Origin of the sequence: Novosphingobium sp., assembly GCF_040398825.1 — a bacterium.
GTDB lineage: Bacteria > Pseudomonadota > Alphaproteobacteria > Sphingomonadales > Sphingomonadaceae > Novosphingobium.
Map to the genome: position 1 here is coordinate 39,196 of NZ_JBBATI010000020.1, position 24,623 is coordinate 63,818.

The 24,623-nt window shown below is 64.0% G+C and carries 24 protein-coding genes and 1 tRNA gene; 11 read left to right on the forward strand and 14 right to left on the reverse strand.

The window, feature by feature from the left end; translation table 11 throughout:
• Nucleotides 1-248: 248 nt before the first annotated feature.
• Entirely contained in the window at nucleotides 249-2,651 is a 2,403-nt protein-coding gene (locus tag ABWP89_RS11210; RefSeq protein WP_353229305.1) for a patatin-like protein, read from the forward strand.
• Nucleotides 2,652-2,659: 8 nt separating this feature from the next.
• Here ABWP89_RS11210 and dnaJ read toward each other — a convergent pair whose 3' ends face one another.
• Nucleotides 2,660-3,796, reverse strand: a complete 1,137-nt coding sequence (gene dnaJ, locus ABWP89_RS11215) for a molecular chaperone DnaJ (RefSeq protein ID WP_353229307.1) — start codon at nucleotides 3,794-3,796, stop codon at nucleotides 2,660-2,662.
• Nucleotides 3,797-3,930: 134 nt separating this feature from the next.
• Entirely contained in the window at nucleotides 3,931-5,838 is a 1,908-nt protein-coding gene (dnaK, locus tag ABWP89_RS11220; protein ID WP_353229308.1) for a molecular chaperone DnaK, read from the reverse strand.
• Between the two features lie 173 nt (nucleotides 5,839-6,011).
• Between dnaK and ABWP89_RS11225 the strand changes: the two genes are divergently transcribed.
• Entirely contained in the window at nucleotides 6,012-6,548 is a 537-nt protein-coding gene (locus tag ABWP89_RS11225) for a copper chaperone PCu(A)C (protein ID WP_353229309.1), read from the forward strand.
• Between the two features lie 279 nt (nucleotides 6,549-6,827).
• Here the strand turns inward: ABWP89_RS11225 and ABWP89_RS11230 are convergent, their stop codons facing one another.
• Nucleotides 6,828-7,406, reverse strand: a complete 579-nt coding sequence (locus ABWP89_RS11230) for a nucleotide exchange factor GrpE (protein WP_353229310.1) — start codon at nucleotides 7,404-7,406, stop codon at nucleotides 6,828-6,830.
• On the reverse strand, nucleotides 7,403-8,467 hold the full coding sequence (gene hrcA, locus ABWP89_RS11235) for a heat-inducible transcriptional repressor HrcA (protein WP_353229311.1): 1,065 nt from the start codon (nucleotides 8,465-8,467) through the stop codon (nucleotides 7,403-7,405). The genes ABWP89_RS11230 and hrcA overlap by 4 nt, the downstream gene beginning before the upstream one ends.
• Nucleotides 8,468-8,633: 166 nt before the next feature.
• Between hrcA and rph the strand changes: the two genes are divergently transcribed.
• The 4 genes from rph (at nucleotide 8,634) to ABWP89_RS11255 (ending at nucleotide 12,193) form a co-directional block, all read left to right on the forward strand.
• Complete coding sequence (rph, locus tag ABWP89_RS11240; RefSeq protein WP_353229346.1) at nucleotides 8,634-9,350, forward strand: ribonuclease PH; 717 nt, start codon at nucleotides 8,634-8,636, stop codon at nucleotides 9,348-9,350.
• A complete protein-coding gene (rdgB, locus tag ABWP89_RS11245) occupies nucleotides 9,347-9,994 on the forward strand; it encodes an RdgB/HAM1 family non-canonical purine NTP pyrophosphatase (RefSeq protein WP_353229313.1) in 648 nt (215 codons plus the stop codon). Before rph ends, rdgB begins: the two co-directional genes overlap by 4 nt.
• A gap of 151 nt (nucleotides 9,995-10,145) precedes the next feature.
• Nucleotides 10,146-11,300: a radical SAM family heme chaperone HemW gene (gene hemW, locus ABWP89_RS11250; protein WP_353229314.1), complete on the forward strand. Its 1,155-nt coding sequence runs from the start codon at nucleotides 10,146-10,148 to the stop codon at nucleotides 11,298-11,300.
• Nucleotides 11,297-12,193 (forward strand): tyrosine recombinase XerC, encoded by an 897-nt coding sequence (locus ABWP89_RS11255; RefSeq protein WP_353229316.1) that lies wholly within the window; start codon nucleotides 11,297-11,299, stop codon nucleotides 12,191-12,193. Before hemW ends, ABWP89_RS11255 begins: the two co-directional genes overlap by 4 nt.
• Before the next feature lie 217 nt (nucleotides 12,194-12,410).
• On the opposite strand, the gene ABWP89_RS11260 is transcribed toward ABWP89_RS11255, so the two are convergent.
• From ABWP89_RS11260 to ABWP89_RS11275, 4 genes are all read right to left on the reverse strand, one after another.
• A complete protein-coding gene (locus ABWP89_RS11260) occupies nucleotides 12,411-13,802 on the reverse strand; it encodes a sensor histidine kinase (protein ID WP_353229317.1) in 1,392 nt (463 codons plus the stop codon).
• Between the two features lie 37 nt (nucleotides 13,803-13,839).
• The gene (locus ABWP89_RS11265) at nucleotides 13,840-14,517 is read right to left on the reverse strand and encodes a response regulator transcription factor (RefSeq protein WP_353229318.1); all 678 of its coding nucleotides are present in this window, start codon (nucleotides 14,515-14,517) and stop codon (nucleotides 13,840-13,842) included.
• Nucleotides 14,518-14,677: 160 nt separating this feature from the next.
• Nucleotides 14,678-14,980: a PepSY domain-containing protein gene (locus tag ABWP89_RS11270; protein ID WP_353229319.1), complete on the reverse strand. Its 303-nt coding sequence runs from the start codon at nucleotides 14,978-14,980 to the stop codon at nucleotides 14,678-14,680.
• Nucleotides 14,981-15,080: 100 nt separating this feature from the next.
• On the reverse strand, nucleotides 15,081-15,236 hold the full coding sequence (locus ABWP89_RS11275) for a hypothetical protein (protein WP_353229320.1): 156 nt from the start codon (nucleotides 15,234-15,236) through the stop codon (nucleotides 15,081-15,083).
• Between the two features lie 46 nt (nucleotides 15,237-15,282).
• Here ABWP89_RS11275 and ABWP89_RS11280 point away from each other — a divergent pair, with 46 nt between their 5' ends.
• The 3 genes from ABWP89_RS11280 to ABWP89_RS11290 all read left to right on the forward strand — a co-directional run bounded on the left by ABWP89_RS11280 (nucleotide 15,283) and on the right by ABWP89_RS11290 (nucleotide 19,016).
• Nucleotides 15,283-17,109 carry an ABC-F family ATP-binding cassette domain-containing protein gene (locus ABWP89_RS11280; RefSeq protein ID WP_353229321.1) on the forward strand — a complete coding sequence of 609 codons (1,827 nt, stop codon included), beginning with the start codon at nucleotides 15,283-15,285 and terminating at the stop codon, nucleotides 17,107-17,109.
• A 132-nt stretch (nucleotides 17,110-17,241) separates the two neighbouring features.
• Complete coding sequence (locus ABWP89_RS11285; protein ID WP_353229322.1) at nucleotides 17,242-17,814, forward strand: helix-turn-helix domain-containing protein; 573 nt, start codon at nucleotides 17,242-17,244, stop codon at nucleotides 17,812-17,814.
• Entirely contained in the window at nucleotides 17,814-19,016 is a 1,203-nt protein-coding gene (locus ABWP89_RS11290; protein ID WP_502915277.1) for a glycosyltransferase, read from the forward strand. Before ABWP89_RS11285 ends, ABWP89_RS11290 begins: the two co-directional genes overlap by 1 nt.
• On the opposite strand, the gene secF is transcribed toward ABWP89_RS11290, so the two are convergent.
• From secF to yajC, 3 genes are all read right to left on the reverse strand, one after another.
• On the reverse strand, nucleotides 19,017-20,006 hold the full coding sequence (gene secF / locus ABWP89_RS11295) for a protein translocase subunit SecF (RefSeq protein WP_353229324.1): 990 nt from the start codon (nucleotides 20,004-20,006) through the stop codon (nucleotides 19,017-19,019).
• A 15-nt stretch (nucleotides 20,007-20,021) separates the two neighbouring features.
• Nucleotides 20,022-21,641, reverse strand: coding sequence for a protein translocase subunit SecD (secD, locus tag ABWP89_RS11300; RefSeq protein ID WP_353229325.1), 1,620 nt, complete (start codon nucleotides 21,639-21,641; stop codon nucleotides 20,022-20,024).
• Nucleotides 21,642-21,738: 97 nt separating this feature from the next.
• On the reverse strand, nucleotides 21,739-22,083 hold the full coding sequence (gene yajC / locus ABWP89_RS11305; protein ID WP_353229326.1) for a preprotein translocase subunit YajC: 345 nt from the start codon (nucleotides 22,081-22,083) through the stop codon (nucleotides 21,739-21,741).
• A gap of 230 nt (nucleotides 22,084-22,313) precedes the next feature.
• Here yajC and ABWP89_RS11310 point away from each other — a divergent pair.
• Nucleotides 22,314-22,390 (forward strand) — tRNA-Pro (locus ABWP89_RS11310).
• Between the two features lie 429 nt (nucleotides 22,391-22,819).
• Here the strand turns inward: ABWP89_RS11310 and ABWP89_RS11315 are convergent.
• From ABWP89_RS11315 to ABWP89_RS11325, 3 genes are all read right to left on the reverse strand, one after another.
• The gene (locus ABWP89_RS11315) at nucleotides 22,820-23,011 is read right to left on the reverse strand and encodes a helix-turn-helix transcriptional regulator (protein WP_353229327.1); all 192 of its coding nucleotides are present in this window, start codon (nucleotides 23,009-23,011) and stop codon (nucleotides 22,820-22,822) included.
• Between the two features lie 154 nt (nucleotides 23,012-23,165).
• Nucleotides 23,166-23,429, reverse strand: a complete 264-nt coding sequence (locus tag ABWP89_RS11320; protein WP_353229328.1) for an AlpA family phage regulatory protein — start codon at nucleotides 23,427-23,429, stop codon at nucleotides 23,166-23,168.
• A gap of 37 nt (nucleotides 23,430-23,466) precedes the next feature.
• Nucleotides 23,467-23,925 carry a helix-turn-helix domain-containing protein gene (locus ABWP89_RS11325; protein ID WP_353229329.1) on the reverse strand — a complete coding sequence of 153 codons (459 nt, stop codon included), beginning with the start codon at nucleotides 23,923-23,925 and terminating at the stop codon, nucleotides 23,467-23,469.
• Nucleotides 23,926-24,265: 340 nt separating this feature from the next.
• On the opposite strand from ABWP89_RS11325, the gene ABWP89_RS11330 reads away from it, so the two are divergent.
• Nucleotides 24,266-24,598 (forward strand): hypothetical protein, encoded by a 333-nt coding sequence (locus ABWP89_RS11330; RefSeq protein ID WP_353229330.1) that lies wholly within the window; start codon nucleotides 24,266-24,268, stop codon nucleotides 24,596-24,598.
• Nucleotides 24,599-24,623 lie beyond the last annotated feature (25 nt).

Consider the following 24,623-nt stretch of genomic DNA (forward strand, 5'->3'; position numbering starts at 1 on the left):
CGCACAGAGTCGCACGGGCACCGCCCTGGTGGTGCCCGACAGCCTTAGCCCAGCAAGCGTAAAGCGTCGGTAAATTTAACAATCCGCGATGCGAAAGCGCGCGCGCCGCGAACTGAAATACCGCAGTTTTCCCGGAATGGCGGTGATTGATCGTCGGGTGCGCTTACATTACGCGCGGTTGGCCGATGGCGCCTGCAGGTTGGCCGCCCCTACTGGCCAACCCGCGCGTTTGGTGCAATTGTTGCGCCATGCGGGAAAAGGAACTGCGCGTCGCACTGGTCTGTTACGGCGGGATCAGTCTGGCGGTCACGATGCATGGCGTAACCAAGGAAATCTGGCACGCCACCCGTGCCAGCCGGGCGTGGCATGCCGGGGATGCGCTGCCCGACGGCGTCGCCGGGGTCTATGCCCGGCTGTTCGACACGATCGGACGGACCAGCGATCTGGCGCTGCGGTTCATTCCCGACATCCTGTCGGGCACCAGCGCGGGCGGCATCAATGCGGTGTTCCTGGCGCAAGCCTTGCTCAGCGGGCAAAGCCTCGACGCGTTGACCGGGCTGTGGCTGGATGGTGCGGATAGCGACGTGCTGATCGCGCCAGAGGCCCGGCCGTGGAGCCGGATGGCCAAAATCTGGGCCTGGCCGATTGTCTGGCTGGCGCTGCGGCTGCCCGGCACCGGGCTGGACGATGCCGCGCTGGCGCCCCAGACCCGCGCCGAAGTGCGTGCCAAAGTGTCCCGCCTGATCCGCGCGCGCTGGTTTCAACCGCCGTTCAGCGGCATCGGCTTTTCGCGCCTGCTGGCCGATGCCCTTGCCGCGATGGCGCGGTCGGTGGAACAGGGCGACCACGCGCCGCTGTTGCCGATCGGCCATCCGCTCGATCTGGCGATCACCGCTACCGATCTGGGCGGGCACCGCGCGGTACTGGCCTTGCACAGCCCACCGCTGGTGCATGAAAGCGAACACCGCCTGACAATCGGCTTTCATGCTCAGGCCGCGGCCGATCACCCGCCGCTGGCGCCGATGGCCGAACTGGTGATGGCGGCACGCGCCACGGCCAGCTTTCCCGGCGCGTTTCCGCCACTGCAGGTCGGTGAAATCGATGCGCTGCTGGTTGAACGGGGATGGCAATGGCCGGGCCGCGATGCCTTTTTGAAACGGATCATGCCCGTGCACTGGCGCGCCGGCACACACCACACGGTCGCGCTGATCGACGGCGCGGTGCTCAACAACCGTCCGTTTGCGCAAGCGATGGCCGCGCTGCGCAACCGCCCGGCGCGGCGCGAGGTTGACCGCCGGTTCGTCTATATCGAACCGCACCCGGCCGGCGACGGGGGGCAGCACAGCCCGGCACAAGGGTTCAAGGCCCCGGGCTTTTTTGCAACGATCTTTGCCGCACTGCTGGCGATCCCGCGCGAACAGCCGATCCGCGACAACCTGACGGTGATTAACCGGCAATCGCAAACGCGCGAGCGCCTGCGCGCACTGGTAGAGGCGCAGCGCCCCGATATTGAGGCAAAGGTCGCGCAACTGTTTGGCCACACGCTGTTCTTTGAATCCCCCAGTCCCGCGCGGCTGACCGCCTGGCGCGCCAAAGCACAAGCGGCCGCCGCAGAAACCGCCAGCTTTGCCTATCACGGCTATGCCCAGGTCAAACGCGACACGATCGTCGCCGATCTGGCGGCAACGATTGCCGAGGCGGTGCCCGATGTCGGACCCGCCGACCGGATTGTCCCGGTGCTGACGCGCCATCTGGATGCGCACGACCTGAACCGGCTGGTCACTGCACGCGGCGATGCCACGGCAGCGGCGATCGGGTTTTTTCGCACGCACGACATCGCCTATCGCATCCGCCGGCTGAAATTGCTGGCCCGGCGGCTGACCGAGGACCGCGCGCAGCCCGGCACCACCCGCGCCGTCACCCGTTCAGGTCGGGAAGCGGCGCGCACGATCGTCTATCAGGCGCAGGCCCTGTACCAGGCCCGCGAAACCGCGCGCGGTCTGGGGCCAGCCTTTGCCGCGGCGGCCGCGCTGGTGCACAGCGATCCCGGCGCGGTGCTGGCCACGATCGCCGCCGCGCGCGATCTGGCAGCGATCGATGTCACGGTCGATGCGATGATGGTCGATGCGCTGGGCAAGCTGGACCGGCCGTTGCGGCGGGCGTTCCTGAACGCCTATCTGGGCTTTGCCTGGTACGATATCGCCACGCTGCCGCTGATGCGCGGGGATGGGGAGGATATCGGCGCGCCGGGCGAATTCGACGCGATCAAGGTCGATCGCATTTCCCCCGAAGACGCACGCTCGATCCGCTCTGGCGGAACGCTGGCCTGCCTGAAAGGCACGGCATTTTTCAGCTTTGGCGCGTTTTTCAGCCGCGCCTTTCGCGAAAACGACTATCTGTGGGGCCGCCTGCATGGCGCCGAACGGATGATCGACATCATCGCCTCATCCGTCGAGCCGCCCCTGCCTGATGCGACGCTGCGCACGCTGAAACGCGACGCATTCCTGGCCATCCTGGACGAAGAAGCACCGAACCTGCGCGCCGATCCCGGCCTGGTACCCGGCATCAGGCATGAGGTGGAGGCGGCGTTTGCCAACGATGGCACCACCAAACTGAGTCATTCCCGCGAAGGCGGAAATGGCCTCACTTGACGCTGTGACTACTCCGTCAAATCATTCCACGCGTCGCGGATGCGGTCGAAAAAGCCCTTGGTCTGCGGACATTCGTCGCCGGTTTCCGAACCCTGAAATTCGCGCAGCAGTTCGCGCTGGCGTGCGCTGAGCTTGGTGGGGGTTTCGACCAGGATTTCGATCACCAGATCGCCGGCGCCGCGCCCCTGCAGCACGGGCATGCCCGCGCCGCGCTTGCGCAACTGTTTGCCCGACTGGATGCCGGCAGGGATTTCAATCACATGCTTGGCGCCATCGACCCCGGGCAGATCGATCGATCCGCCCAGCGCCGCGGTGGTAAAGCTGATCGGCGCGTGGGTCAGCAGCGTGGTGCCATCGCGTTCAAACACCTTGTGCGGTTTGACATGCAGGAAAATATACAGATCGCCGGCCGGTGCGCCGCGCGGGCCGCCCTCACCCTTGCCCGCCAGCCGGATGCGCGTGCCGTTGTCGACCCCGGGCGGAATTTCCACCTCCAGCCGTTGCGGCGTATCGACCCGGCCTTCGCCGCGGCAATTGCGGCACGGGCTTTCGATCACCTCACCGCGCCCGTGGCAGGTCGGGCAGGCGCGCTCAACCATGAAAAAGCCCTGTTGTGCGCGCACTTTGCCATGGCCGGCGCACATGTTGCAGCGCCGTGTGGCGGTGCCCGGCGTCGCGCCCGAACCATTGCAGGGTTCGCATTTCTGCGACACTTCAACCGAAATTTCGGTGGCCTTGCCATGAAACGCGTCTTCGAGCGTGATTTCCATGTCATAGCGCAGATCGGCGCCGCGCCGTGCTTGTTGCCGTTCACCACCGCGCCGGGCATTGCCGAAAATGGTGTCGAAAATATCGCCCAGATCGCCAAATTCGCCGCCGCCAAAGCCGCCGCCGCCGCCCGCACCGGGGCCGCCCTGCTGAAACGCGGCATGGCCAAACCGGTCATAGGCTGCGCGCTTTTGCGGGTCCGACAGACAGGCATAGGCTTCATTGATCTGCTTGAATCGCGCCTCTGCCTCGTCATCCCCCGGGTTCTTGTCGGGATGAAATCGCATCGCCAGCCGGCGGAACGACGACTTGATAACCTTGTCGTCGGCCGTGCGTTCGATTTCGAGCAGTTCGTAGTAATCAATCTCGGCCGACATCAGGCAACTTCCAGTTAAGGACTTGAAGGGTTGATAATCGTCCGCCGCCCAGCGCGTTTTACAGCGCGGGACGGCGGGATGGTTTCATCGGCGCAAGGTAGGACCAGGGGCCTTACCTTGCCAGTCAGCACGTATCAGTGCTTGTCGTCAACTTCCGAGAATTCGGCATCGACCACGTCATCCGCACCGGCCGGCTGCGCCGCCCCGGGTGATGCCGCTGCGGCCTGTTCCTTTTCATAGATCGCCTGGCCCAGCTTCATCGCCTTTTCGGTCAGCGCCTGCGATTTGGTATTGATCGCATCGGTGTCACCGCTTTCCAGCGCCGCCTTGGCCTCGGCCACGGCGGCCTGGATTTCCGCCTTCAGCGCAGGATCGACCTTGTCGCCGTGTTCTTCCAGCTGTCGTTCGGTGGCGTGCACGAGGCTGTCGGCGTTGTTGCGCGCCTCGGCCGCTTCACGCCGCTTCTTGTCCTCGGCCGCAAACTTTTCGGCATCGCGCACCATCTGGTCGATATCCGCATCGGACAGTCCGCCAGAGGCCTGGATGCGGATCTGCTGTTCCTTGCCGGTGCCCTTGTCCTTGGCCGACACGTTGACGATGCCGTTGGCGTCGATGTCGAACGCGACCTCGATCTGCGGCACCCCGCGCCGTGCCGGCGGCAGGCCGACCAGGTCGAACTGGCCCAGCATCTTGTTGTCGCCGGCCATTTCGCGCTCACCCTGGAACACGCGGATGGTCACTGCCTGCTGATTATCCTCGGCAGTGGAGAACACTTGCGCCTTTTTGGTGGGGATGGTGGTGTTGCGGTCGATCATCCGCGTCATCACGCCGCCCAGCGTTTCAATGCCCAGCGACAGCGGGGTGACGTCGAGCAGCAGGACATCCTTGACATCGCCCTGCAACACGCCGGCCTGAATGGCCGCGCCCATTGCCACCACTTCGTCAGGGTTGACGCCGGTGTGCGGGTCCTTGCCAAAGAATTCCTTCACCACGTCGCGCACGCGCGGCATGCGGGTCATCCCGCCCACCAGCACGATTTCGTCGATGTCCTTGGCAGTCAGCCCGGCATCGGCCAGCGCCTTGCGGCAGGGTTCCAGCGTGCGGTCGATCAGCTTTGCCACCAGCCGTTCCAGATCCGAACGGGTGATGGTTTCCACCAGATGCAGCGGGGTGGTGGTGCCACCTTCCATGCGGGCGGTGATGAACGGCAGGTTGACTTCGGTGGTCTGCGCCGACGACAGCTCGATCTTGGCCTTTTCAGCGGCCTCTTTCAGACGCTGCAACGCCAGCTTGTCGGTCTTGAGATCAAGCCCTTCGCGCGATTTGAACTTATCGGCCAGGTATTCGACCAGCACGATGTCAAAATCTTCGCCGCCCAGGAACGTATCGCCGTTGGTCGATTTCACTTCGAACACGCCGTCGCCGATTTCCAGCACCGAAATGTCGAAGGTGCCGCCGCCCAGGTCATAGACCGCGATGGTCTTGCCGTCCTGCTTGTCCAGCCCATAGGCCAGCGCCGCCGCAGTCGGCTCGTTGATGATGCGCAGCACTTCCAGACCCGCGATCTGCCCGGCATCCTTGGTCGCCTGGCGCTGCGCGTCGTTGAAATAGGCCGGCACGGTGATCACCGCCTGCGTGACGGTTTCGCCCAGATAGCTTTCGGCGGTTTCCTTCATTTTCTGCAGGATGAACGCCGAAACCTGGCTGGGGCTGTAATCCTGGCCACCGGCATTGACCCACGCATCGCCATTCTTGCCGCGCACGATGCCATAGGGCACGAGGCCGGCGTCCTTTTGCGTGACCGAATCGTCAAAACGACGGCCGATCAGGCGCTTGACTGCAAAAATGGTGTTGTCGGGGTTGGTCACTGCCTGGCGCTTGGCCGGCTGGCCGATCAGGCGTTCACCGTCCTTGGTAAACGCGACGATCGACGGGGTGGTGCGCGCACCTTCCGAATTTTCGATGACTTTGGGCGTGCCGCCATCCATCACTGCAATGCAGCTGTTGGTCGTACCGAGGTCAATACCGATAACTTTAGCCATGATTTCCCATTTCCTTGCAATCGCGACACCGCGAATTTTAGCCAGTCCCCTGCCGGGCGAATGACCGTCTCGCGGTTCAGACTGGGCGGATATAGGTGTGCTTTGGCTTGGCACAAGGGTCGCGCCGGTCTAGATCGAACCGCAGTCGAAAATCGTTCAAAAAAGGGTCGCCCATGCGCCGCACGTGCCTGATGTTTCCGTTTGTTGCCCTGACCCTGGCCGCTGCGCTGGCGGGGTGTTCGGCCAAGCCGGACAGCAGTGCGACCGAGGCAGCGACCGATACAGCCGCGTCGGAAATTGCCGGGCCAGGCGCTGCGCCCGGGCTGACGCTGGCCGGCGCCACGGTACAGCTGCCGGCGGTGCCCGGCCGCCCGGCGGTGGCCTATTTCACGCTGACCGCCGGTGCCGAGGCAACTGGCAAGCTGGTCGCAGTCCATGTCGACCACTTTGCCCGCGCCGAAATGCACGAAAGCAGGATGGAAGGCACAGCAATGACCATGGCCACCGTCGACAGCGTGCCGCTGACCCCGGGCAAGGCGATCGTGTTTGCCCCCGGCGGCTATCACGTGATGCTGTTCGATGCCGATCCTGCAATCAAGGCGGGCGGAACCACCGAAGTGACGTTGACGCTCGACAACGGCGACAAGATCAGCGGCATGGCCAAAGTGACCGCCGCCGGCGGTGACGATATGGGCGCGATGAAGATGTGATGGCGGGTGGTGGCGGCCGCCCACATTTTCACTTGCAAGCTCTTAAAACCAAACCACCCCCGCTCATGCTGAGCTTGTCGAAGCACCCGCGCAAACGCCCGACCAATCTGCCCGACCAGGCACCAAGGGTCAAATGTCCCCCGTGTGCTTCGACAAGCTCAGCATGAGCGGATTTTGGGTTTTGGGTGAGTTTCGGATTTTTGGTTTTGTGGTGCGCTGCTTGAAAAGTCGAAAACGCGGGCTGGCGCAACCCCAACGATCACACCAGCCCCGCATCCATCAATCCGGCTTTTTCGCCACCGCGACCATCGCTGCGCGCAGCAGGCGGTCCTTGATCATGTATCCGGCCTGCAATTCCTGCAGCACGGTGCCCGGTTCGGCTTCGTCCGACGGCATTTCGATCATCGCCTGGTGCTGATGCGGGTCCAGTGGCAGGCCCTTGGCGGCGATGCGGGTGATGCCGTGGCTGGCGAACACTTTTTCAATCTCGCGCCCGGTGGCTTCCAGCCCGGCGACCAGGTTCTTGAACTTGTCATCGGCGCGCAATTCAGCCGGAATCGCTTCCAGCGCGCGGGCAATGTTGTCGGCGACTGACAGCACGTCGCGGGCAAAGGCGGTGGCGGCATACGTGCGCGCGTCGGCGATATCCTTTTCCAGCCGGCGGCGCACATTGTGCGTTTCGGCCTTGGCATACAGGATGTCCTGGCGCGCGGTTTCCAGTTCCTCGCTCACCCGCGCAAGGTCGGCTTCAAGCGTCTTGTCGGGGCTATCGATCATGTCTGCGGGTACGCCTTCCAGTTCTGCGGCAACGTCCGGGTCGGTTTCAGAGTTAGGCACGCCTGGCTTCGTCTCGGTCATTTTCTTGAAAATCCGTCTTGTCCGATAAGTTTGCTCAACGATTGAGCGGTGAAATCTACCATGGGGACGACCCGCGCATAATTCAACCGCGTAGGCCCGATCACCCCCACCACGCCGACCACCCGGCCATCGGCATCGCGCCATGGCGTGGCGATCACCGCCGACCCCGACAGCGACAGCAGACGATTTTCGCTGCCGATGAAAATGCGGGTTGCCTGCGCCTCTCGCGCGGCATCCAGCACCTGGGCAATCGCCTCTGCGCCTTCGATTTCGTCCAACAATTGCCGCACGCGTTCGATGTCGTGCACCGCCGCCTCGTCCAGCAGATTGGCCTGCCCGCGCACCACCAGCACCGGGCGCTGCGCCGCGTCACGGCTCCATACCGCCAGGCCCCGATTGACCAGATCGGCGCTGGCACTGTCGAGCGCGCTGCGCCCGCCGGCGATTTCGGCTTCGATGCCCGAAGCCGCCTCGGCCAGCGTGCGCCCCGACATGCGCGCGGTCAGGAAATTGCCGGCCGCCTCCAGCGAACCGGGCAAAATCGGTTCGGTCAGTTCGATCACGCGGTTTTCAATGCCGCCGTCTTCGGCCACCAGCACCACCAGCGCGCGCTGCGCCGACAGCGCGACGAACGACACTTGCGCCAGGCGCGGCTCACGCCGGGGCACCATCACCACCCCTGCCCCGGCCGACAGTTCGGACAATGCCAGGCTGGCCGCGGTCAGCGCCGCCTCGATCGTGCCCCCCGATGCCAGCCCGCGTTCAATTTGCGCGCGTTCGGCGGCAGAAGGCTCTGCCACCTGCATGATGCCATCGACAAACAGCCGCAGACCGACATCGGTCGGCATCCGCCCGGCGCTGGTGTGCGGCGCGGCCAGCAGCCCGGCATCCTGCAATTCCTGCAGCACCGAACGGATCGACGCGGGCGACAGATTGATCCCGCCATGCCCGGCCAGCGTCTTTGACCCGACCGGCAGCCCGTTGGCGATATAGCCTTCGACCACCAGCCGGAATATATCGCGCGCGCGGGTGTTCAGTTCGGAAAGCGGGGGGCCTGTCATCACCCGGCCCATTGTAACCGGCTGTGCCCGCGGGACAAGCCCGGCGGTGATGGTCATGCCCCGGGAACAGTCTTGCGCAAGCGGGGCCAATGCGCCAGAGGCCCGGGCAATCACAATGCAACGTTCTGTTCCCGCAAACCAAGGACACGCCCCCGTCATGACTGCCATGCGCGCCTCTGGCCGGACCGCCCATGAAATGCGGGCCATCACCATCGAAACCGGGTTTACCAAACATGCCGAAGGATCGGTGCTGATCAGCTTTGGCGATACCCGCGTGCTGGTGACCGCCTCGGTCGAAGAACGCGTGCCGCCGTTCCTGCGCGGCAAGGGCGAAGGCTGGGTCACCGCCGAATATTCGATGCTGCCGCGCGCCACCCACACCCGTGGCAGCCGCGAAGCCGCCAAGGGCAAACAATCGGGCCGTACGCAGGAAATTCAGCGGCTGATCGGGCGCAGTCTGCGTGCCGTAACCGACATGAAAAAGCTGGGCGAACGCCAGATCACCATCGATTGCGACGTGATCCAGGCCGATGGCGGCACGCGCACCGCATCGATTTCGGGCGCGTGGGTCGCGCTGCGGCTGGCAGTGGACAAGCTGATGGCGTCAGGCCAGATCAAGGAAGACCCGCTGACGCGCAAGGTTGCAGCGATTTCGTGCGGGATCGTGGCCGGCAATCCTGTGCTCGACCTGGACTATATCGAAGACAGCAGCGCCGATGCCGATGCCAATTTCGTGCTGATCGAGGGCGGCCATATCGCCGAAGTGCAGGCCACTGCCGAGGGCGCGACCTATGATGAAGAAGCGCTGTTGCGCCTGCTGCGCCTCGCGCGCATCGGCTGCGACCAGATTTTTGCCGCACAGGCGCTCGCGGTCGCCAAATGATCGCCCGGCGGCTTGGCGCTGGTAAACTGGAACCCGGCAAACTGGTCATTGCCACGCACAACGCGGGCAAATTGCGCGAAATTCGCGCCTTGCTCGCGCCGTTCGGGCTGGAATGCCTGTCGGCGGGTGATCTGGGCCTGCCCGAACCGGCCGAAACCGGCACGACCTTTGTCGAAAACGCGCTGATCAAGGCGCATGCCGCCGCCAGCGCCGCCGATCTGCCCGCGCTCGCCGACGATTCGGGCCTGTCGGTTGCCGCGCTCGGCGGCGCACCGGGGGTCTATACCGCCGATTGGGCAGAGGCCGACACATTCGAGGGCGGCCCCGGGCGCGACTGGTACCTGGCCATGGGCAAAGTCGAAGGCAAACTGGCCGAATGTGGCCCCGATGCCCCGCGCGACGCCTGGTTTTCCTGCGTGCTGGCGATCGCCTGGCCCGATGGCGCACAGGCGGTTTACGAAGGCCGCGTTGATGGCACGCTGACCTGGCCCCCGCGCGGCACGCTGGGTTTCGGCTATGACCCGGTGTTCGTGCTGAATGGCGACACGCGTACCTTTGCCGAAATCGACCCGGCCGACAAACACGCCAAAAGCCACCGCGCCGAGGCCTTCGCCAAACTGGTCGCCGACCAGTTTCCGCGCTAGAAGGGCGCCCTCCTCCTTACAGTCCTCCCCCTCAGGGGGAGGGTTGGGTGGGGGTGTCCAACGCCAGAATGTTGCGCGACACCTCCCGCGTCGGACACCCCTCCCCAACCCCTCCCCTGAGTGGAGGGGCTTAATTTAGGCGACCGGACCAATGACCCCGCTGGCGTTGTACATCCACTGGCCGTTCTGCCTCGCAAAGTGCCCCTATTGCGATTTCAACAGCCATGTGCGCAGCGGCATCGATATCGATCTGTGGACCAGATCGCTGCTGGCCGATCTGGCGCATGAAGCGGCACTGACCCCCGGCCGGCGGCTGAGCTCAATCTTTTTCGGCGGTGGCACGCCTTCGTTGATGCCGCCCGCGCTGGTCGAACGCCTGCTGGCGGCCGCCGCGCAAGACTGGGCGTTTGAACCGGATATCGAAATCACGCTGGAGGCCAATCCCTCGTCGGTAGAGGCAGCGCGGTTTGCCGCGCTGGCGAGTGCGGGCATCAACCGCGTGTCGCTCGGGTTGCAGGCGCTGGATGACCAGACCTTGCGCTTTCTGGGCCGGTTGCACGACGCTGCCGAGGGCCTGGCCGCGCTCGATGTGGCGCAGCGCCATTTCAACCGGGTGACGTTTGACCTGATCTATGCGCGGCCCGGCCAGACGCCGGACCAATGGGCGGCAGAACTGGCGCGCGCGCTGGCGTTCGGCACCGGGCATCTGTCACTGTACCAGCTGACGATCGAACCCGGCACGCGGTTCGCGACGCTGGTACGCGAAGGCAGCCTGGTGCCGCTCGACGACGATGCCGCGGCCGATCTGTTTGCGCTGACCCGCGACATGACCGCCCAGGCCGGCCTGCCCGCCTATGAAATCAGCAACCATGCCCGCACCGGCGAACAAAGCCGCCACAACCTGACCTATTGGCGCTATGGCGATTATGCCGGGATCGGTCCCGGCGCGCATGGCCGCCGGCTGGGCCGTGCCACGGTGCGCCACCGCAAGCCCGAAAACTGGCTGAACGCGGTCGCTCGCGACGGCCACGGCATTGCCGAGGAACGCGTGCTGACCCCGGGCGAACAGGCGAGCGAGGCACTGCTGATGGGTCTGCGGCTGAACGAAGGGATCGATCCCGATGCGCTCGCTGTGCGCTTTGCCCTGCCCCGTGACACGCTGATCGATGCTGCCAAGGCCCGGTTTTACGCCGACCTTGGCCTGATCGAACAAACCCCGACCCGCCTCATCGTCACACCACAGGGCATGCCGCTGCTCGATGCGCTGCTGGGTGAACTCGTACCGGCGGCGCTGGTATCGGCGTGACCATTCCCGACATCCTGGCCGCGTGGCACGACCACCTGGCGCACGGCCGCCGCCGGTCGCCGCATACCGTGCGCGCCTATGTCGCCACCGCACAGCGCCTGTTGCTGGCGCTGGATGAACCCACCGCAATCAATTGGCACAGCCTGGCCGAGCTCGATGTGGTTGCCCTGCGCAACCAGCTGGCCGGGCGCCGGGCGGCCGGCATAGGCCAGGTTTCGGCCGCGCGCGAACTGTCCGCGTTAAAGGCATTCCTGACCTTTGCCCGCGCACAGGCCGGCCTGCCCGCCAGCACGCCTCGCCTGCGCGGGCCCCGTGTGAAAAAAGGCCTGCCCCGCCCGGTCACACCCGACGAGGCCATGCACCTGACCGAAACAGTCGCCGACGATGCCGCCGCACCGTGGATTGCCGCGCGCGACACCGCCGTGCTGCTGCTGCTCTATGGCGCCGGCCTGCGCATTGGTGAGGCGCTGGCGCTGACCCCCGCCATCCTGCCACTGGGCGACAGCATGGTCATCACCGGCAAAGGCGGGCGCCAGCGCCTGATCGCGCTGCTGCCGGTCGTGCGCGATGCCATCGCCCGCTATGCCGACCTGTCCCCCTGGCCGCTCCCGCGAGACCAACCGCTGTTTCGCGGCGCCAAGGGTGGGCCTCTGGCTGCCGGCCTGATCCGCCGCGCCATGGCCCGCGCGCGCATTGCGCTGGGCCTGCCCCCCACCGCCACACCCCACGCGCTGCGCCACAGCTTTGCCACCCACCTGCTAAGCGCTGGCGCCGATCTGCGCAGCTTGCAGGAACTGCTCGGCCACGCCAGCCTGTCATCGACGCAGATTTATACGCAAGTCGATGCCGCGCGATTGCTGGAGGTTTATCGCGGGGCGCATCCGCGGGCTTAGGGTTCAGGATGCCTCCGGCGGGCAAGGGCTATTGCCCTTGCATCCCGGGATTATTCTGCGCTGTGCGTAACTTTGGGGTTGCGTCCCGCCGCGCAGCGGCAGGATTGTCTTCCGATATCAAGCCTCGGCACCAGGCAAAACATTCGCGCAGTTGCAGACGGTAACGGGATGCAAGGACAATAGCCCTTGCCCGCCGGAGGCAGCCCTTTCCCCCCCCCTACTTCCCCACCCGTGCGCGCGGCAAACTCAGCGTCACCAGCAGTCCGCCCATATCCTCGCTTTCGCCCAGCGTGATCGACCCGCCGTATAATTCGGCCACATCGCGCACGATCGCCAGGCCCAACCCGGTGCCCGGTTTGCTGGTATCCAGCCGGGCGCCGCGCGAAAACAGGCGGTGGCGCGCTGCGGGGGGAATGCCGGTGCCGTCGTCCTCGATCCAGATGTCGCAATGTTTTGGGTCGGATGTCGGCGCCTCGATGGTGATGAACACTGATCCGCCGCCGTATTTGGCGGCGTTTTCGATCAGGTTGCCCAGGATTTCATCCAGATCCTGGCGTTCGATCGCCACTTGCGCATCGCGGTTGCCATCCAGGTCACAGCGTACATCGGGGTACAGGCGTTCGACCGCGCGCAGCACCGCCTCAACGCTTTCGCACACCGGGGTGCGCGACTGGCCGATCGCGCGGCGGCCGACGGCGCGGGCGCGCGCCAGGTGGTGGTCCACCTGGCGGCGCATCACCGCGGCTTCGCGTCGCACAGTTTCGGCCAGATCATCGGCCTGCGCGGTGGCGGCATTGGTGACGACGGTCAGCGGGGTTTTCAACGCGTGCGCCAGATTGCCCGCATGCGTGCGCGCCTCTTCGGCCTGGCGTTCGGAATGCGCGAGCAGCGCGTTCAGTTCCTGCACCAGCGGCTGCACTTCCAGCGGCAGCGGTTCGGTCAGGCGCGATCCACCCTCTTCGCGCAGGCGCACGATCGCCAGCCGCACGCGGCGCAACGGGCCCAGGCCATAATAGGTTTGCGCCACCGCCATCGCGATCAGCCCCAGCCCCAGCACGACGAACGACCACACCAGGATCGACCGGGTGCGGTTGATCTGCGCGTCGCGCATCGCCCGGCTTTCGGCCACGGCGAATTGCCAATGGGTGGTGGTGCCGGGCAGGATCACCGAACGTTCGATCACGCGCAGCGGTTCGCCGTCAAACTGGTCGCTGTCATAAATATGCGGCTGATCGTCGAAATGATCGTCCTTCAGCTTCAGCGTGCGGTCCCACAACGACCGCGACGGCGTATCTTCGTGGCCTTTGCCCGAAACCTGCCAATACAGACCGCTGTTGGGTTCCAGAAACCGCTGATCGCCCAGCGACCGGCTGAAATAGACCTCCCCTTCCGGCCCGGTTTCGGCCGAGGTGATCATCGCGGTCAGCATATAGCCCAGCTGGTCGTCGAAATTGCGGGCGACCAGGCTGGTCAGCGTCCGATCCAGCGCGATGCCACCACCCAGCAGCAGCAGCAGGATCCAGGCGAACGCAATGACCAGCATGCGCCGCCGCAACGACCCGGTATGCTGCGGGTTGAGCGCGCGCAGGGCCGCTTCGGCGCCCGTCATGGCAGGTGCCGCATCGTCCGGTCCCGTGCTGGCGGGGTTACCCGCGCGCGGACTGGGCGGGGTCGTCGAGGCTGTAACCGAGGCCACGGATCGTCGTGATCACATCAGGACCAAGTTTCTTGCGGATGCGTGTGACAAACACCTCGATCGTATTGGAATCACGGTCGAAATCCTGGTCATAAATGTGTTCGATCAGCTCGGTCCGGCTGACCACCTTGCCCTTGTGGTGCAGCAGATAGGACAGCAGCTTGTATTCCTGCGCGGTCAGCTTGACCGGTTCGCCGGCCAGCGTGACCCGCCCCGACCGCGTGTCCAGCCGCACATCGCCGGCAATAAGCTCGGCGCTGCTGTTGCCCGATGCGCGGCGGATCAGCGCGCGCAGGCGGGCGATCAGTTCCTCGGTCTGGAACGGTTTGGCCAGATAATCATCGGCCCCGGCGTCAAGCCCGGCGACCTTGTCGGACCAGCTGTCGCGCGCGGTCAGCACCAGCACGGGAAACTTGCGCCCTTCTTTGCGCCACATGCCCAGCACAGTCAGGCCATCGATTTCGGGCAGGCCCAGATCGAGCACCACCGCATCGTATTCTTCGGTCGAACCCATGAAATGGCCGTCTTCGCCATCGACCGACAGGTCAACCGCATAGCCCGTGGCCTCCAGCGTCGATTTCAGCTGCCGACCCAGCGTGGGTTCATCCTCGACGATCAGGATACGCATGAAACGATATGCCCCTTTTTACCCGACCGTCCGCACTGTTGCGAACAGCGGGACGCCGGCCCCCAATACAGTTCGGGGTCGGCCCGGTATGTGCCCCCTTGATGCTGAACGGTCAAGGAACAGCGCAGTTGCCGTTTGTTCAGGTTTCTCCGCGCGCGGATTACCGCGTGCGGCTGAGCACCGCGCCGGTGCGCGCATCGACATCGACGAACATCACATGCCCGTCACGGATGAATTTCAGCCGGTATGCCATCGCCTCTGAATCATATTCAGGCCCCAGATATTGCATGCCGGGCATGGTGGGCAGGACCTGGCGTTCAATATCGCGCAGGGCATGCACCGCGCCGGCGCGCAATTCGCGGCGCACATCGTTCTGTTCATCGTGCGGCGGCCGCGCAAAGGCTGATGTGGCCGGCGCGACGGCGACCAGAACCAGCAGCAGGAATCGATGGAGGTTTTGCATATCGTGTGCAGCCCTAGCGCAGAGGCATTGAACACATGGTGAATAACAGCATCAGGCGCAACCGTTGACCACCTTTGTGAGACTGCGTACCCGATTTTCGTCACATCACCGGCGCGATGCGCATTATTTTTTGTCGCATCGCTGGCGCGATGCTCGTTCTTTTTTTGTCGCATCGCTGGCGCGATGCACGTTCTTTTTTTGTCGCATCGCTGGCGCGATGCGCGTTCTTTTTTGTCGCATCGCTGGCGCGATGCACGTTTTTTTTTTGTCGCATCGCTGGCGCGATGCTCTATGCGCCCCCCATGGCAATCGCACCGATACTCAGCTGGGAAGGCCTTGGCCTGCTCCAGGGCAGCTCAAGTCAATCCGGGGGCTGGCTGTTTCAGGACATCAATTTTTCCATTGGCCCGCGCGACCGGCTGGCGCTGATCGGGCGCAACGGCGCGGGCAAGACCACCTTGATGAAACTGATCGGCGGGTCAATCGATGCCGATCGCGGCAAACGGTCGGTTCAGCCCGGCACGCGTGTCGTCATGCTGGAACAGGACCCGTTTTTCACCGGCCATGACACGCTGCTCGATTTTGCCCTGCATGGGCCGGATGCACCGCAACGCCACGAAGTAGAAGCGATCGCCGACCAGTTGGGCATCGATCTGTCGCGCGCCGCCCACAGCGCATCGGGCGGCGAACGTCGCCGCGCCGCGCTGGCGCGCGCGCTGGCCAGTGAGCCCGATCTGCTGTTGCTGGATGAACCGACCAACCATCTCGATCTGGCCGCGATCGAATGGCTGGAAACCTGGCTGCAGCGCTATACCGGCGCATTCGTCACGATCAGCCATGACCGCACCTTTCTGGAACGGCTGACCAAGGCGACGTTCTGGCTCGACCGCGGCTCCCTGCGCCGCAAGGACATCGGTTTTGGCGGTTATGAGGCGTGGATGGAAACCATCTATGCCGAAGAGGCGCGCGCCGCCGACAAGCTGGATGCCAAGCTTAAGATAGAGGCGCACTGGCTGGAACGCGGGGTGACCGCGCGGCGCAAACGCAACCAGGGCCGGCTGGCCAAACTGGGCGAAATGCGGGCCCAACGCGCGGCCATGATGACCCCGCAGGGCGCAGCAAAGCTGGCGCTGGGCACCGATGACGCCAAAAGCAAGGCGGTGATCGTGGCCGACAAAGTGGCCAAGAATTTTGGCGACCGCGCGATTATAAAGGATTTTTCGCTGCGCATCACGCGCGGTGACCGCATCGGCGTGGTTGGCGCCAACGGCACGGGCAAAACCACGCTGCTGAAACTGCTGACGGGTGAACTTGCCCCCGACAGCGGCACGATAACGCTGGCCAAAACGCTGGAATGCGTGCTGATCGATCAGCAACGCAGCCTGATGGCACCCGAAAAACGCATCCGCGAAGTGCTGGCCGAGGGCGGCGACTGGATCGATGTGCGCGGGTCACGCAAGCATATCCAGGGCTATCTGAAGGATTTTCTGTTCGATCCCGGGCTGGTAGAGGCGCGCGTCGGCACATTGTCTGGCGGCGAACGGTCACGGTTGATGCTGGCGCGCGAATTTGCCCGCAATTCCAACCTGCTGGTGCTGGACGAACCAACCAACGATCTTGATCTGGAAACGCTGGATCTGTTGCAGGACGTGATCGGTGATTACGACGGCACCGTGCTGATCGTCAGCCACGATCGCGATTTTCTGGATCGCACGGTAACCATCACCATTGGTCTGGATGGATCGGGCCGGGTTGATGTGGTGGCCGGCGGCTATGCCGACTGGGACCGCATGCGCAAGGAACGCCAGCAAGGCCGTCCGCAGAGCCGGCCCGCAGCCAAAACGCCGGTCGCAGCCAGCCAGGCCACGGCGGCGGCAGCGGCCCCGCCGCCACCGCGCAAGACAAAGCTGTCGTACAAGGACCAGCGCGACTTTGAAATGCTGCCAAAGACCATCGAAACGCTGGATGCGAAAATCGCCCGGGCAGAGGCCGATCTGGCCGATCCCGCGCTCTATGCCCGCGATCCTGCCCGTTTTGCGCAAATGACGGCCGCGCTGGACCGGCTGCGCGCCGAAAAGGATGCGGCTGAACTGCGCTGGCTGGACCTTGCCGAGCAGGTCGAAGGGTAACCCGATAGTAACGCAATCTGCGCACGAACAAGTAAACTGGTACAAATACACCAAAAACGCGCGCTTGCCCTTCGATCCATATTGGTGGATTATCATTAACGCATGGGACCCACGCGATCCTGGAGCCACAAGATGATCAACCGCATCCGTGATCTTCGTCGGGAAAAGGGCCTTACCCTCGCCGAAGTGGCGGCGCGTTGCCAGCCACCCACCACCGCGCAGACCATCGGTCGGCTGGAAACCGGCATGCGATCGCTGTCGCTGCTGTGGATGAACCGGATCGGCGCCGCGCTCGGTGTTGATCCGCAAATGCTGGTCAAGGCCGAAAATGCGCAAGTGCCCACGCTGATCGCGCGGATCGGCGCCAACGGGATTGAGGCAGTGACTCGCCCGATCGAAGCGGTAATCCCGATCGTTCCTGGCGGCGAAGCGACGCTGGTGGTGGTCGCGGTCGAATCCAGCGCGGGCGAATACCGCACCGGAGACCAGATCTGGCTGCGGCAGGTTGGCGCCGATGATTTTCCCCGCGCGCTTAACCGCGATGTGCTGGCGCCGCGCCCCGGCGGGCGCTTTGCCTTTGGCCGGATGATCGATCGCGATGGCGAACGCATTGCCATCCTGCCCCCGGGCATCGGCCAGCGCCAGGTGGTGATCGACCGTCCCGGCTGGCTGGCCATCGCCGAAATGCTGGTGCGCAAACTCTGATGCGACTTCTTTCATTGGCGACTTTATACCCGGCGCCGCCGCGTCCGGGGTTTGGCCGGTTTGTGCAGGCGCAGCTGGAAACGCTGGCGCGCCGCGGTGACTGGGATGTGACGGTGATCAACCCGATCGGCCTGCCACCCCTGCTGCCGCTGCGCCGTTATGCCGCATTGCGGGGCATCCCGGCGGTGGAAACGCCCGAAGACACTGGTGGGGCGGTGACCGTTTATCATCCCAGGTTTGCGCTGATCCCCGGGCTGTCGGGGCGGTTCAACCCGGCGTTGATCGCGCGGGCGGTGCTGTCGCTGGCGCGCCGGCTCCACGCGCAGACACCGTTTGATCTGGTCGATGCGCAGTTCTTTTATCCCGATGGCCCGGCGGCAGCCCGCATCGCGCGCGCGCTGGGCCTGCCGCTGGCGATCAAGGCGCGCGGCGCGGATATCCATTACTGGGGCAGCCTGCCGCCTGCGCTGGCGCAGATCCGCGCCGCGGCAGCACAAGCGCGCGTGCTGTTGTCGGTATCGGCCGCACTGGCGCAAGATATGGCCACGCTTGGCCTGCCGGCAGAACGCATCCGGGTGCATTATACCGGGTTGGACCACGCACGGTTCCACCCCCGCCCGCGTGATCAGGCGCGCGCCGCGCTGGCCGCGCGACACCCGGCGCTGACCTTCGCCGCCGACGCGCGCGTGATCGCCTGTGTCGGCGCGCTGATACCGCGCAAGGGGGCGGATATCGCGATTTCCGCACTGCGCGATCTGCCCGCCGATGTCGTGCTGGTGCTGGCCGGGACCGGCGAATTTGAAGGTACCCTGCGCCAGCAAGTGGCCGACGCGGGCCTATCCGCGCGCGTGCGCTTTGCCGGCGCGCTGGGGCATGATGATCTGCCGCTGCTGCTGAACGCGGCAGAGGCGATGGTGCTGCCATCGGCCAGCGAGGGCCTCGCCAATGCCTGGGTAGAGGCGCTGGCCAGCGGCACGCCGATTGTCATTCCCGATATCGGCGGCGCACGCGAACTGGTCGACCGCGCCGCCGCCGGCCGCATTGCCCCGCGCGAACCGGCGGCCATCGCGCAGGCCATCGCCGAAGTGCTGGCCGCGCGCATGCCGCAGGACCAGGTTGCGGCCAGTGCCGCCCATTTCAGCTGGGATGCCAACGCCGCGGCATTGGCGCAGATTTATTGTGATGCCGTGCGCACGGCCTGATCAGGCCGCGCCCTTGCTCGCCCCGCCCCGCGCCGCTGCCGGAATGTCGTTGGTAACCTCTGCCGGGACAAAGCTTTTCGACGAAACTTTCAGCCAGATCAGGATCGGCGCGGCCATATAGATCGAGCTGTAGGTACCGATGAAAATCCCCAGCGTGATCGCGGCGGTAAACCCGAAAATCACCGGCGGACCGAACACCAGCAGCGCCACCAGCGTGATCAGCATCGACAACGAGGTGACGATCGTGCGCGCCAGCGTTTCGTTGACCGACAGGTCCAGCAATTCGGGGATCGGCATCTTGCGGTATTTTTTCAGGTTTTCGCGGATGCGGTCATAAACGACGATGGTATCGTTGAGCGAATAGCCGATCAGCGTCAGCAGCGCGGCGACGATATTGAGATCGAATTCCAGCTGGGTAAGCGCAAACATCCCCAGCGTCAGCGACACGTCGTGCACCAGGCTGAGCAGCGCGCCGATCCCGAACTGCCATTCAAATCGCAGCCAGATATAGGCGGCCACACACACCGCCGCCAGCCCGAGCGCGCGGAACGCATCCCAGCCCAGTTCCTTTGACACTTTGCCCGACACCGAATCCACCCCGTCGATGCGCGCATCAGCATGGTTGTGCTTGACTGCGGCGGTGATCGTGCGCGCCATCTTGTCCGACAGCGACGGGTCTTTGTCTGCGCCCGGGGGCAGTTTCATGCGGATCGAAATGGCATTGGCTTTGCCAAAGCGCTGCAGGATCGGTTCGCCAAAGCCCAGCCGCGTCACTTCGTCACGCAACACCCCTACAGGTGCGGCGGCGCTGTGTTCAAAGGTCACCCGGATCATCTGCCCGCCGATGAAATCGACACCCAGGTTCAACCCCTTGGTCATGACCATCCCCCATGAGGCGGCGATCAGCAGCAGGCTGCCCAGATAGAACGGGATGCGCCATTTCAGGAAATGGATGTTGGTGTGATCGGGAACGAGCTTGAGGAGTTTCATGTGTTCGGCCTCCTCTTACAGGTTGATTTCGGTCGGGCGGGCCCGGCGCAGCCATTGCGCCACCCACATCCGCGTCATGGTGACGGCGGTAAACACCGAGGTCATGATGCCGATGATCAGCACCACGGCAAAGCCTTTGACCGGCCCCGATCCGAACGCAAACATCAGCACCGCGGCGATGATGTTGGTGATATTGGCGTCGAAAATGGCGCGGGTCGCCTCTTTGTAACCCACCTCCACCGCCTGCACCACGCGGCGGCCGCGATGGCGTTCTTCGCGGATGCGTTCATAGATCAGCACATTGGCATCGACCGCCGCACCGATCGTCAGCACAAACCCGGCGATCCCCGGCAGGGTCAGCGTGGTGCCGATGATCCCCATGATGCCCAGGATCATGAACACGTTGAGCGCCAGCGCGCAGCAGGCATAGACCCCGAACCGGCCATACGTGACCAGGATAAACACCGCCAGCGCGAGCGTGCCGATGCCCATCGCGATCATGCCCTTGCGGATCGAATCCGCACCCAGATCTGGCCCGACCGTGCGTTCCTCAACCACTTTCAGGTCAACCGGCAGTGCGCCGGACCGCAGCGAAATCGCCAATTGGTTCGCGCTGTCGGCGGTGAAATTGCCGGAGATCACCGCGCTGCCGCCCAGGATCGCCTCATTGATGACCGGCGAAGACAGCACTTTGCCATCCAGGATGATCGCAAACGGCTTGCCCACGTTGGCAGAGGTCAGCTTGGCAAATTTGGCCCCGCCATCGCTGTTGAAGGTGATCGTGACGGTGGCCGCATTGGTTTGCGGGTTGTTCGACAATTGCGCATTGGTCAGCTGGTCACCGCGAATGCCGCCCAGCCGCTTGACCGCGATCTTGGGCGCCAGCGCACCGGCCTTCACATCGGCATAGGGCACGATTTCGTCGCCCGCCGGGGCAATCCCCTGCGCCACGTCGCTGGGCAGCGCGACCTGGTCGACCAGTTTGAATTCCAGCTTGGCAGTCTGGCCCAGCAGGTTTTTCAGCGCCTGCGGGTCCTGCAGCCCGGGCACCTGCACAACGATGCGGTTGGGGCCCGAACGGATGATCGTCGGTTCCTTGGTACCCAGCGCGTCGATGCGTTTGCGCACCACTTCGACCGCGGTGTCCATCGCCTGGGTCACCGCCAGATCGACGCCTTCCTGCGTTGGGACGAGCACAAAGCGGTTGCCGTCGACGACGTTGATCGTCCAGTCGCGCTTACCGGTCAGGCCCGCGCCGTTGGTCAGCGGCAGCACCGCTTCGCGCACGGCATCGACCTTGCTGACATCATCGACAATAAAGCTGAGCGAACCGTTGTTGTTGGAAATGTCGCTGATGCGGATCGGCGGCTGGCCAGCCGGCAGCGCGGTGCGCACTTTGTTGCGGACCGATTCCTCCATCGCCTCAATCCGCTGGGTGCGCACTTGCGTCGGATCAGCCTCCAGCAGAATGTGGCTGCCGCCGGCGAGGTCCAGGCCCAGATTGATCTTGGGCTCCGGCACGCCGGCAGGCCAGCGATAGCCAGCCATATCGACAATCGACGGCAGCGCCGCTGCGGCAGCCACGATCGAGATGAACCATAGCCAGAGGACTTTCCAGCGGGGGAATTCGAGCATGCGTTCAACCTGTATCTGGCAAAGCGTAATGCGAAAAAGTGGGCACCGTTTTTTCGCAATCAACCACGCGTAAATTTAACGGCTCTGGCGGCCAACGTCAGTCGTTGGCCACCGGATTGCCGCCGGGGGGCAGGATTTCACCGATGGTCGATTTGATGGCGCGGACTTTTACGCCCTGCGCGATTTCCAGATCGACTGTATTTTCATCGACTTTCAGCACTTTGGCGATCAGCCCGCCGGCGGTGACGACCTGGTCACCCTTTTTCATCGTGGCAATTTTCTGCTGCAGCGTCTTTTGCCGCTGCATCTGCGGGCGCAGGATCAGAAAATAAAAGATCACCGCCATCGCCACCAGCGGCAGGAACTTCAGATAGGCGGGCGGGTCGCCAGCGGTTTGCGCGGCGGCCAGATCGAGGATGGAAAGCAAGGAGGGTCCGTTCATGCGAATGGGTCAATCTTTACACGAATCGCCAGTGCACCAGCGCGACAGGAAACCAATCCCAGTGCACCCGCACGTCGTCGGCGCGCCTAGCAGCTTGCCCGCAGCATGGCAAACCCCGCCATCCATCCACCGCCACCCCCGCCTGCACTGCCCGACACCGCGCGCCAAAAATAGTCACTGCAACGCGCTTGCCATCGCCCCCCACCGTCCGTATAGGCCCGCTCTCCGGTCGGGACGTAGCGCAGCCTGGTAGCGCATCACACTGGGGGTGTGGGGGTCGGAGGTTCGAATCCTCTCGTCCCGACCAATAATTTCAAATACTTAGCACCTCATCCTCAGTTTTTAGGTGAGGAAAAAATCGCCCCTCATGGTGCGCTGGTGGTGCAAACCTTCGAAACAAGGCGAAACTCATTGCGCCGATATGCAACAATTGTCGGCAAGAGAGTCGCCATGATGGCGTCTGACAGGCACGTTTTGGCCCGCTGAAGGGTCCGTGACATGACCTCCGAGCAGCTCAAATTCGCGTTCCCAAGAGGATCAGTTTTAGCGCTCTGCGATGGGTCGAAGTGACATCTGCGGGTGGTTAGCGGAGCAAGCTCGCAAGAGCCAGGCGATCGCACCTTATCCAGCACTCAAGATCCTATTCTGCAGCCGGACGGCAGCAACGGATTTGCCGCTGACGACAGCCTCTTAAAAGACGGGCCTGCAAAGAGAACTTGCTCGCAAGAGTGCGATGTCAGTATCTCCGCTTGGGGCGAGAGTTGACCCACTCGGTGATCTCAAGGGCGTGCCACCGTATGCGGCCCGCACCGAAATCGATGGGTGATGGGAAATCACCAGCCTGGACGCGTCTCCAGATTGTTGTCCGGCTCCGGATGCCGGTGATCTTCATGACATCTTGGCAAGTAAGCAGTTCGGGGACAGACATGTGATCCTCACTCGATTTGGTTGTTCATGGTTCTGGTTCCCTCCAAGTAATTGAAAACGCGCTCTGCTCGAGCTGTGCATCGCCACAATTCGCGGCTCGAGCTTCGGTTTGATGGGCGATGGCTATCGTAGCGTTCGCATAGATGCCCGCAGAGCTAGCGCTGCACGACTGCCGCAATCCAGACGTCGATTTCCGCTTCCACCCAGACCACGCAGGGCAGCCCGAGCGAGCGGCCTTTCGGGAAGCGACCCTCCGCCATGCGCTGGTAGATCGACGAACGCTTGAGCCCGACCCGCGCAATAACTTCCGGCAGGCGGATCAAGCGCGGGGGCGCTGGCACCGCAATGACGGTTTCCGACGCTTCAGCGACTGGTTCAGCGACTGATTCAGCGACGCGCCGTGCAACAACTCGTGACATAGTAATCTCCTCGTTTGGTCACGCCGCCCCTTCCCCCTCATCTTCCGAGCGCGAGCGAGAGATCGCGCTCGGTAAAATCATCAATATGTTTCGCGAGCATCCGGGCGACGAGCTGCGAAGTCCCCACTGCCCAGCGCGGACGCAGGTCGGCGATCCGGGATCCGAGCGTCTCGTGCATCGTCACCGGCAACGCAGTGATGAACTGATCGAGAAAGTCGCCAACGTCTTCGCCGAGCCATTCAACGGCGAGATCGTCGTGCCCCAGAATCGCCAGGAGCATTGGGCCGCGCGATGGCATGCCGCTCGCATCCAAAATCCGCGCGGCCTCTTCAAGCGTGATCGGCTTTTCCCCGCGCAGCACGCGCAGAAACGTATCCTTGTTCATGGCGATGATGCGGGCGATCTCGCGGCGCGACTTGCCCGAGCGATCGACGGCGGCGGTCAAGAGCCGCGCCAGCCTTGCATTGATGCCCGTATTCTCATCGCTACCGATCATGCCGAGACTCGCTTTCCACCCGTTCGACTCACTGTGTAGCGCCTCGGTTTAATTCTAGGAACAAGAAAGAACATTAAGTGAACATAACGTCGATCCTAGAAAATGCCGATTCGGTCCGCTGTCTCGAGGGACGGCCTCCACCGGCCATAGTTTCCGCCTGTTAATCCTCATTAATCTGCCTCCGCAGCCGGGTTTTGCGAGACAGTCCCTGTGTCATCTGTCCAAGTTCGTCCATATTCAGGGTCCAAGAACGGAACCCTATTTCCTAGACCATGGCTTCTCCCTCATGTGGAACACACAGCGAACGAAACGCTGTGCCCCACCAACGGAGATTGCCCCCATGACCATCCTTGCTCTCCCCTTGCCCGGCGCCGCGAAGGCTCGCCTTGCCAAGGCCGCCGCGCTCATTCTGCCGGTCGCTGCGCTCGCGCTCGCCGCCGGCACTGCCTACGCCGGCACCGACGCCACCTTCACCACCGCGCTCACCAAATTCACCGGCTTTCTCCAGGGCTCGGGCGGCAAGATCATCACCGTCCTCAGCCTTGCCGCTGGTCTCATCAGCCTTGCCTCGGGCCGGTTCACGCTCGGCCAGATCGCGGTGCCGGTCGGTGTGGGCGTGGGCGTCGGCACGGGCGTTCCGATCGTCACCTCGGTGATCACTGCCGTCATCTGATCACCGATCCGTGATGCCTTGGGAG

Bases quoted from the DNA above. Each gene is read 5' to 3' on its own strand.
- ABWP89_RS11225 (WP_353229309.1), top strand. From the start codon at position 6,012: ATGCGCCGCACGTGCCTGATGTTTCCGTTTGTTGCCCTGACCCTGGCC.
- ABWP89_RS11285 (WP_353229322.1), top strand. From the start codon at position 17,242: ATGATCAACCGCATCCGTGATCTTCGTCGGGAAAAGGGCCTTACCCTC.
- ABWP89_RS11260 (WP_353229317.1), bottom strand. From the start codon at position 13,802: ATGACGGGCGCCGAAGCGGCCCTGCGCGCGCTCAACCCGCAGCATACC.
- ABWP89_RS11290 (WP_502915277.1), top strand. From the start codon at position 17,814: ATGCGACTTCTTTCATTGGCGACTTTATACCCGGCGCCGCCGCGTCCG.
- ABWP89_RS11265 (WP_353229318.1), bottom strand. From the start codon at position 14,517: ATGCGTATCCTGATCGTCGAGGATGAACCCACGCTGGGTCGGCAGCTG.
- dnaJ (WP_353229307.1), bottom strand. From the start codon at position 3,796: ATGTCGGCCGAGATTGATTACTACGAACTGCTCGAAATCGAACGCACG.
- hrcA (WP_353229311.1), bottom strand. From the start codon at position 8,467: ATGACAGGCCCCCCGCTTTCCGAACTGAACACCCGCGCGCGCGATATA.
- ABWP89_RS11325 (WP_353229329.1), bottom strand. From the start codon at position 23,925: ATGATCGGTAGCGATGAGAATACGGGCATCAATGCAAGGCTGGCGCGG.
- ABWP89_RS11320 (WP_353229328.1), bottom strand. From the start codon at position 23,429: ATGTCACGAGTTGTTGCACGGCGCGTCGCTGAATCAGTCGCTGAACCA.
- secD (WP_353229325.1), bottom strand. From the start codon at position 21,641: ATGCTCGAATTCCCCCGCTGGAAAGTCCTCTGGCTATGGTTCATCTCG.
- secF (WP_353229324.1), bottom strand. From the start codon at position 20,006: ATGAAACTCCTCAAGCTCGTTCCCGATCACACCAACATCCATTTCCTG.
- ABWP89_RS11230 (WP_353229310.1), bottom strand. From the start codon at position 7,406: ATGACCGAGACGAAGCCAGGCGTGCCTAACTCTGAAACCGACCCGGAC.
- ABWP89_RS11315 (WP_353229327.1), bottom strand. From the start codon at position 23,011: ATGTCTGTCCCCGAACTGCTTACTTGCCAAGATGTCATGAAGATCACC.
- dnaK (WP_353229308.1), bottom strand. From the start codon at position 5,838: ATGGCTAAAGTTATCGGTATTGACCTCGGTACGACCAACAGCTGCATT.
- rdgB (WP_353229313.1), top strand. From the start codon at position 9,347: ATGATCGCCCGGCGGCTTGGCGCTGGTAAACTGGAACCCGGCAAACTG.
- hemW (WP_353229314.1), top strand. From the start codon at position 10,146: ATGACCCCGCTGGCGTTGTACATCCACTGGCCGTTCTGCCTCGCAAAG.
- ABWP89_RS11270 (WP_353229319.1), bottom strand. From the start codon at position 14,980: ATGCAAAACCTCCATCGATTCCTGCTGCTGGTTCTGGTCGCCGTCGCG.
- ABWP89_RS11210 (WP_353229305.1), top strand. From the start codon at position 249: ATGCGGGAAAAGGAACTGCGCGTCGCACTGGTCTGTTACGGCGGGATC.
- ABWP89_RS11330 (WP_353229330.1), top strand. From the start codon at position 24,266: ATGACCATCCTTGCTCTCCCCTTGCCCGGCGCCGCGAAGGCTCGCCTT.
- yajC (WP_353229326.1), bottom strand. From the start codon at position 22,083: ATGAACGGACCCTCCTTGCTTTCCATCCTCGATCTGGCCGCCGCGCAA.
- ABWP89_RS11280 (WP_353229321.1), top strand. From the start codon at position 15,283: ATGGCAATCGCACCGATACTCAGCTGGGAAGGCCTTGGCCTGCTCCAG.
- rph (WP_353229346.1), top strand. From the start codon at position 8,634: ATGCGCGCCTCTGGCCGGACCGCCCATGAAATGCGGGCCATCACCATC.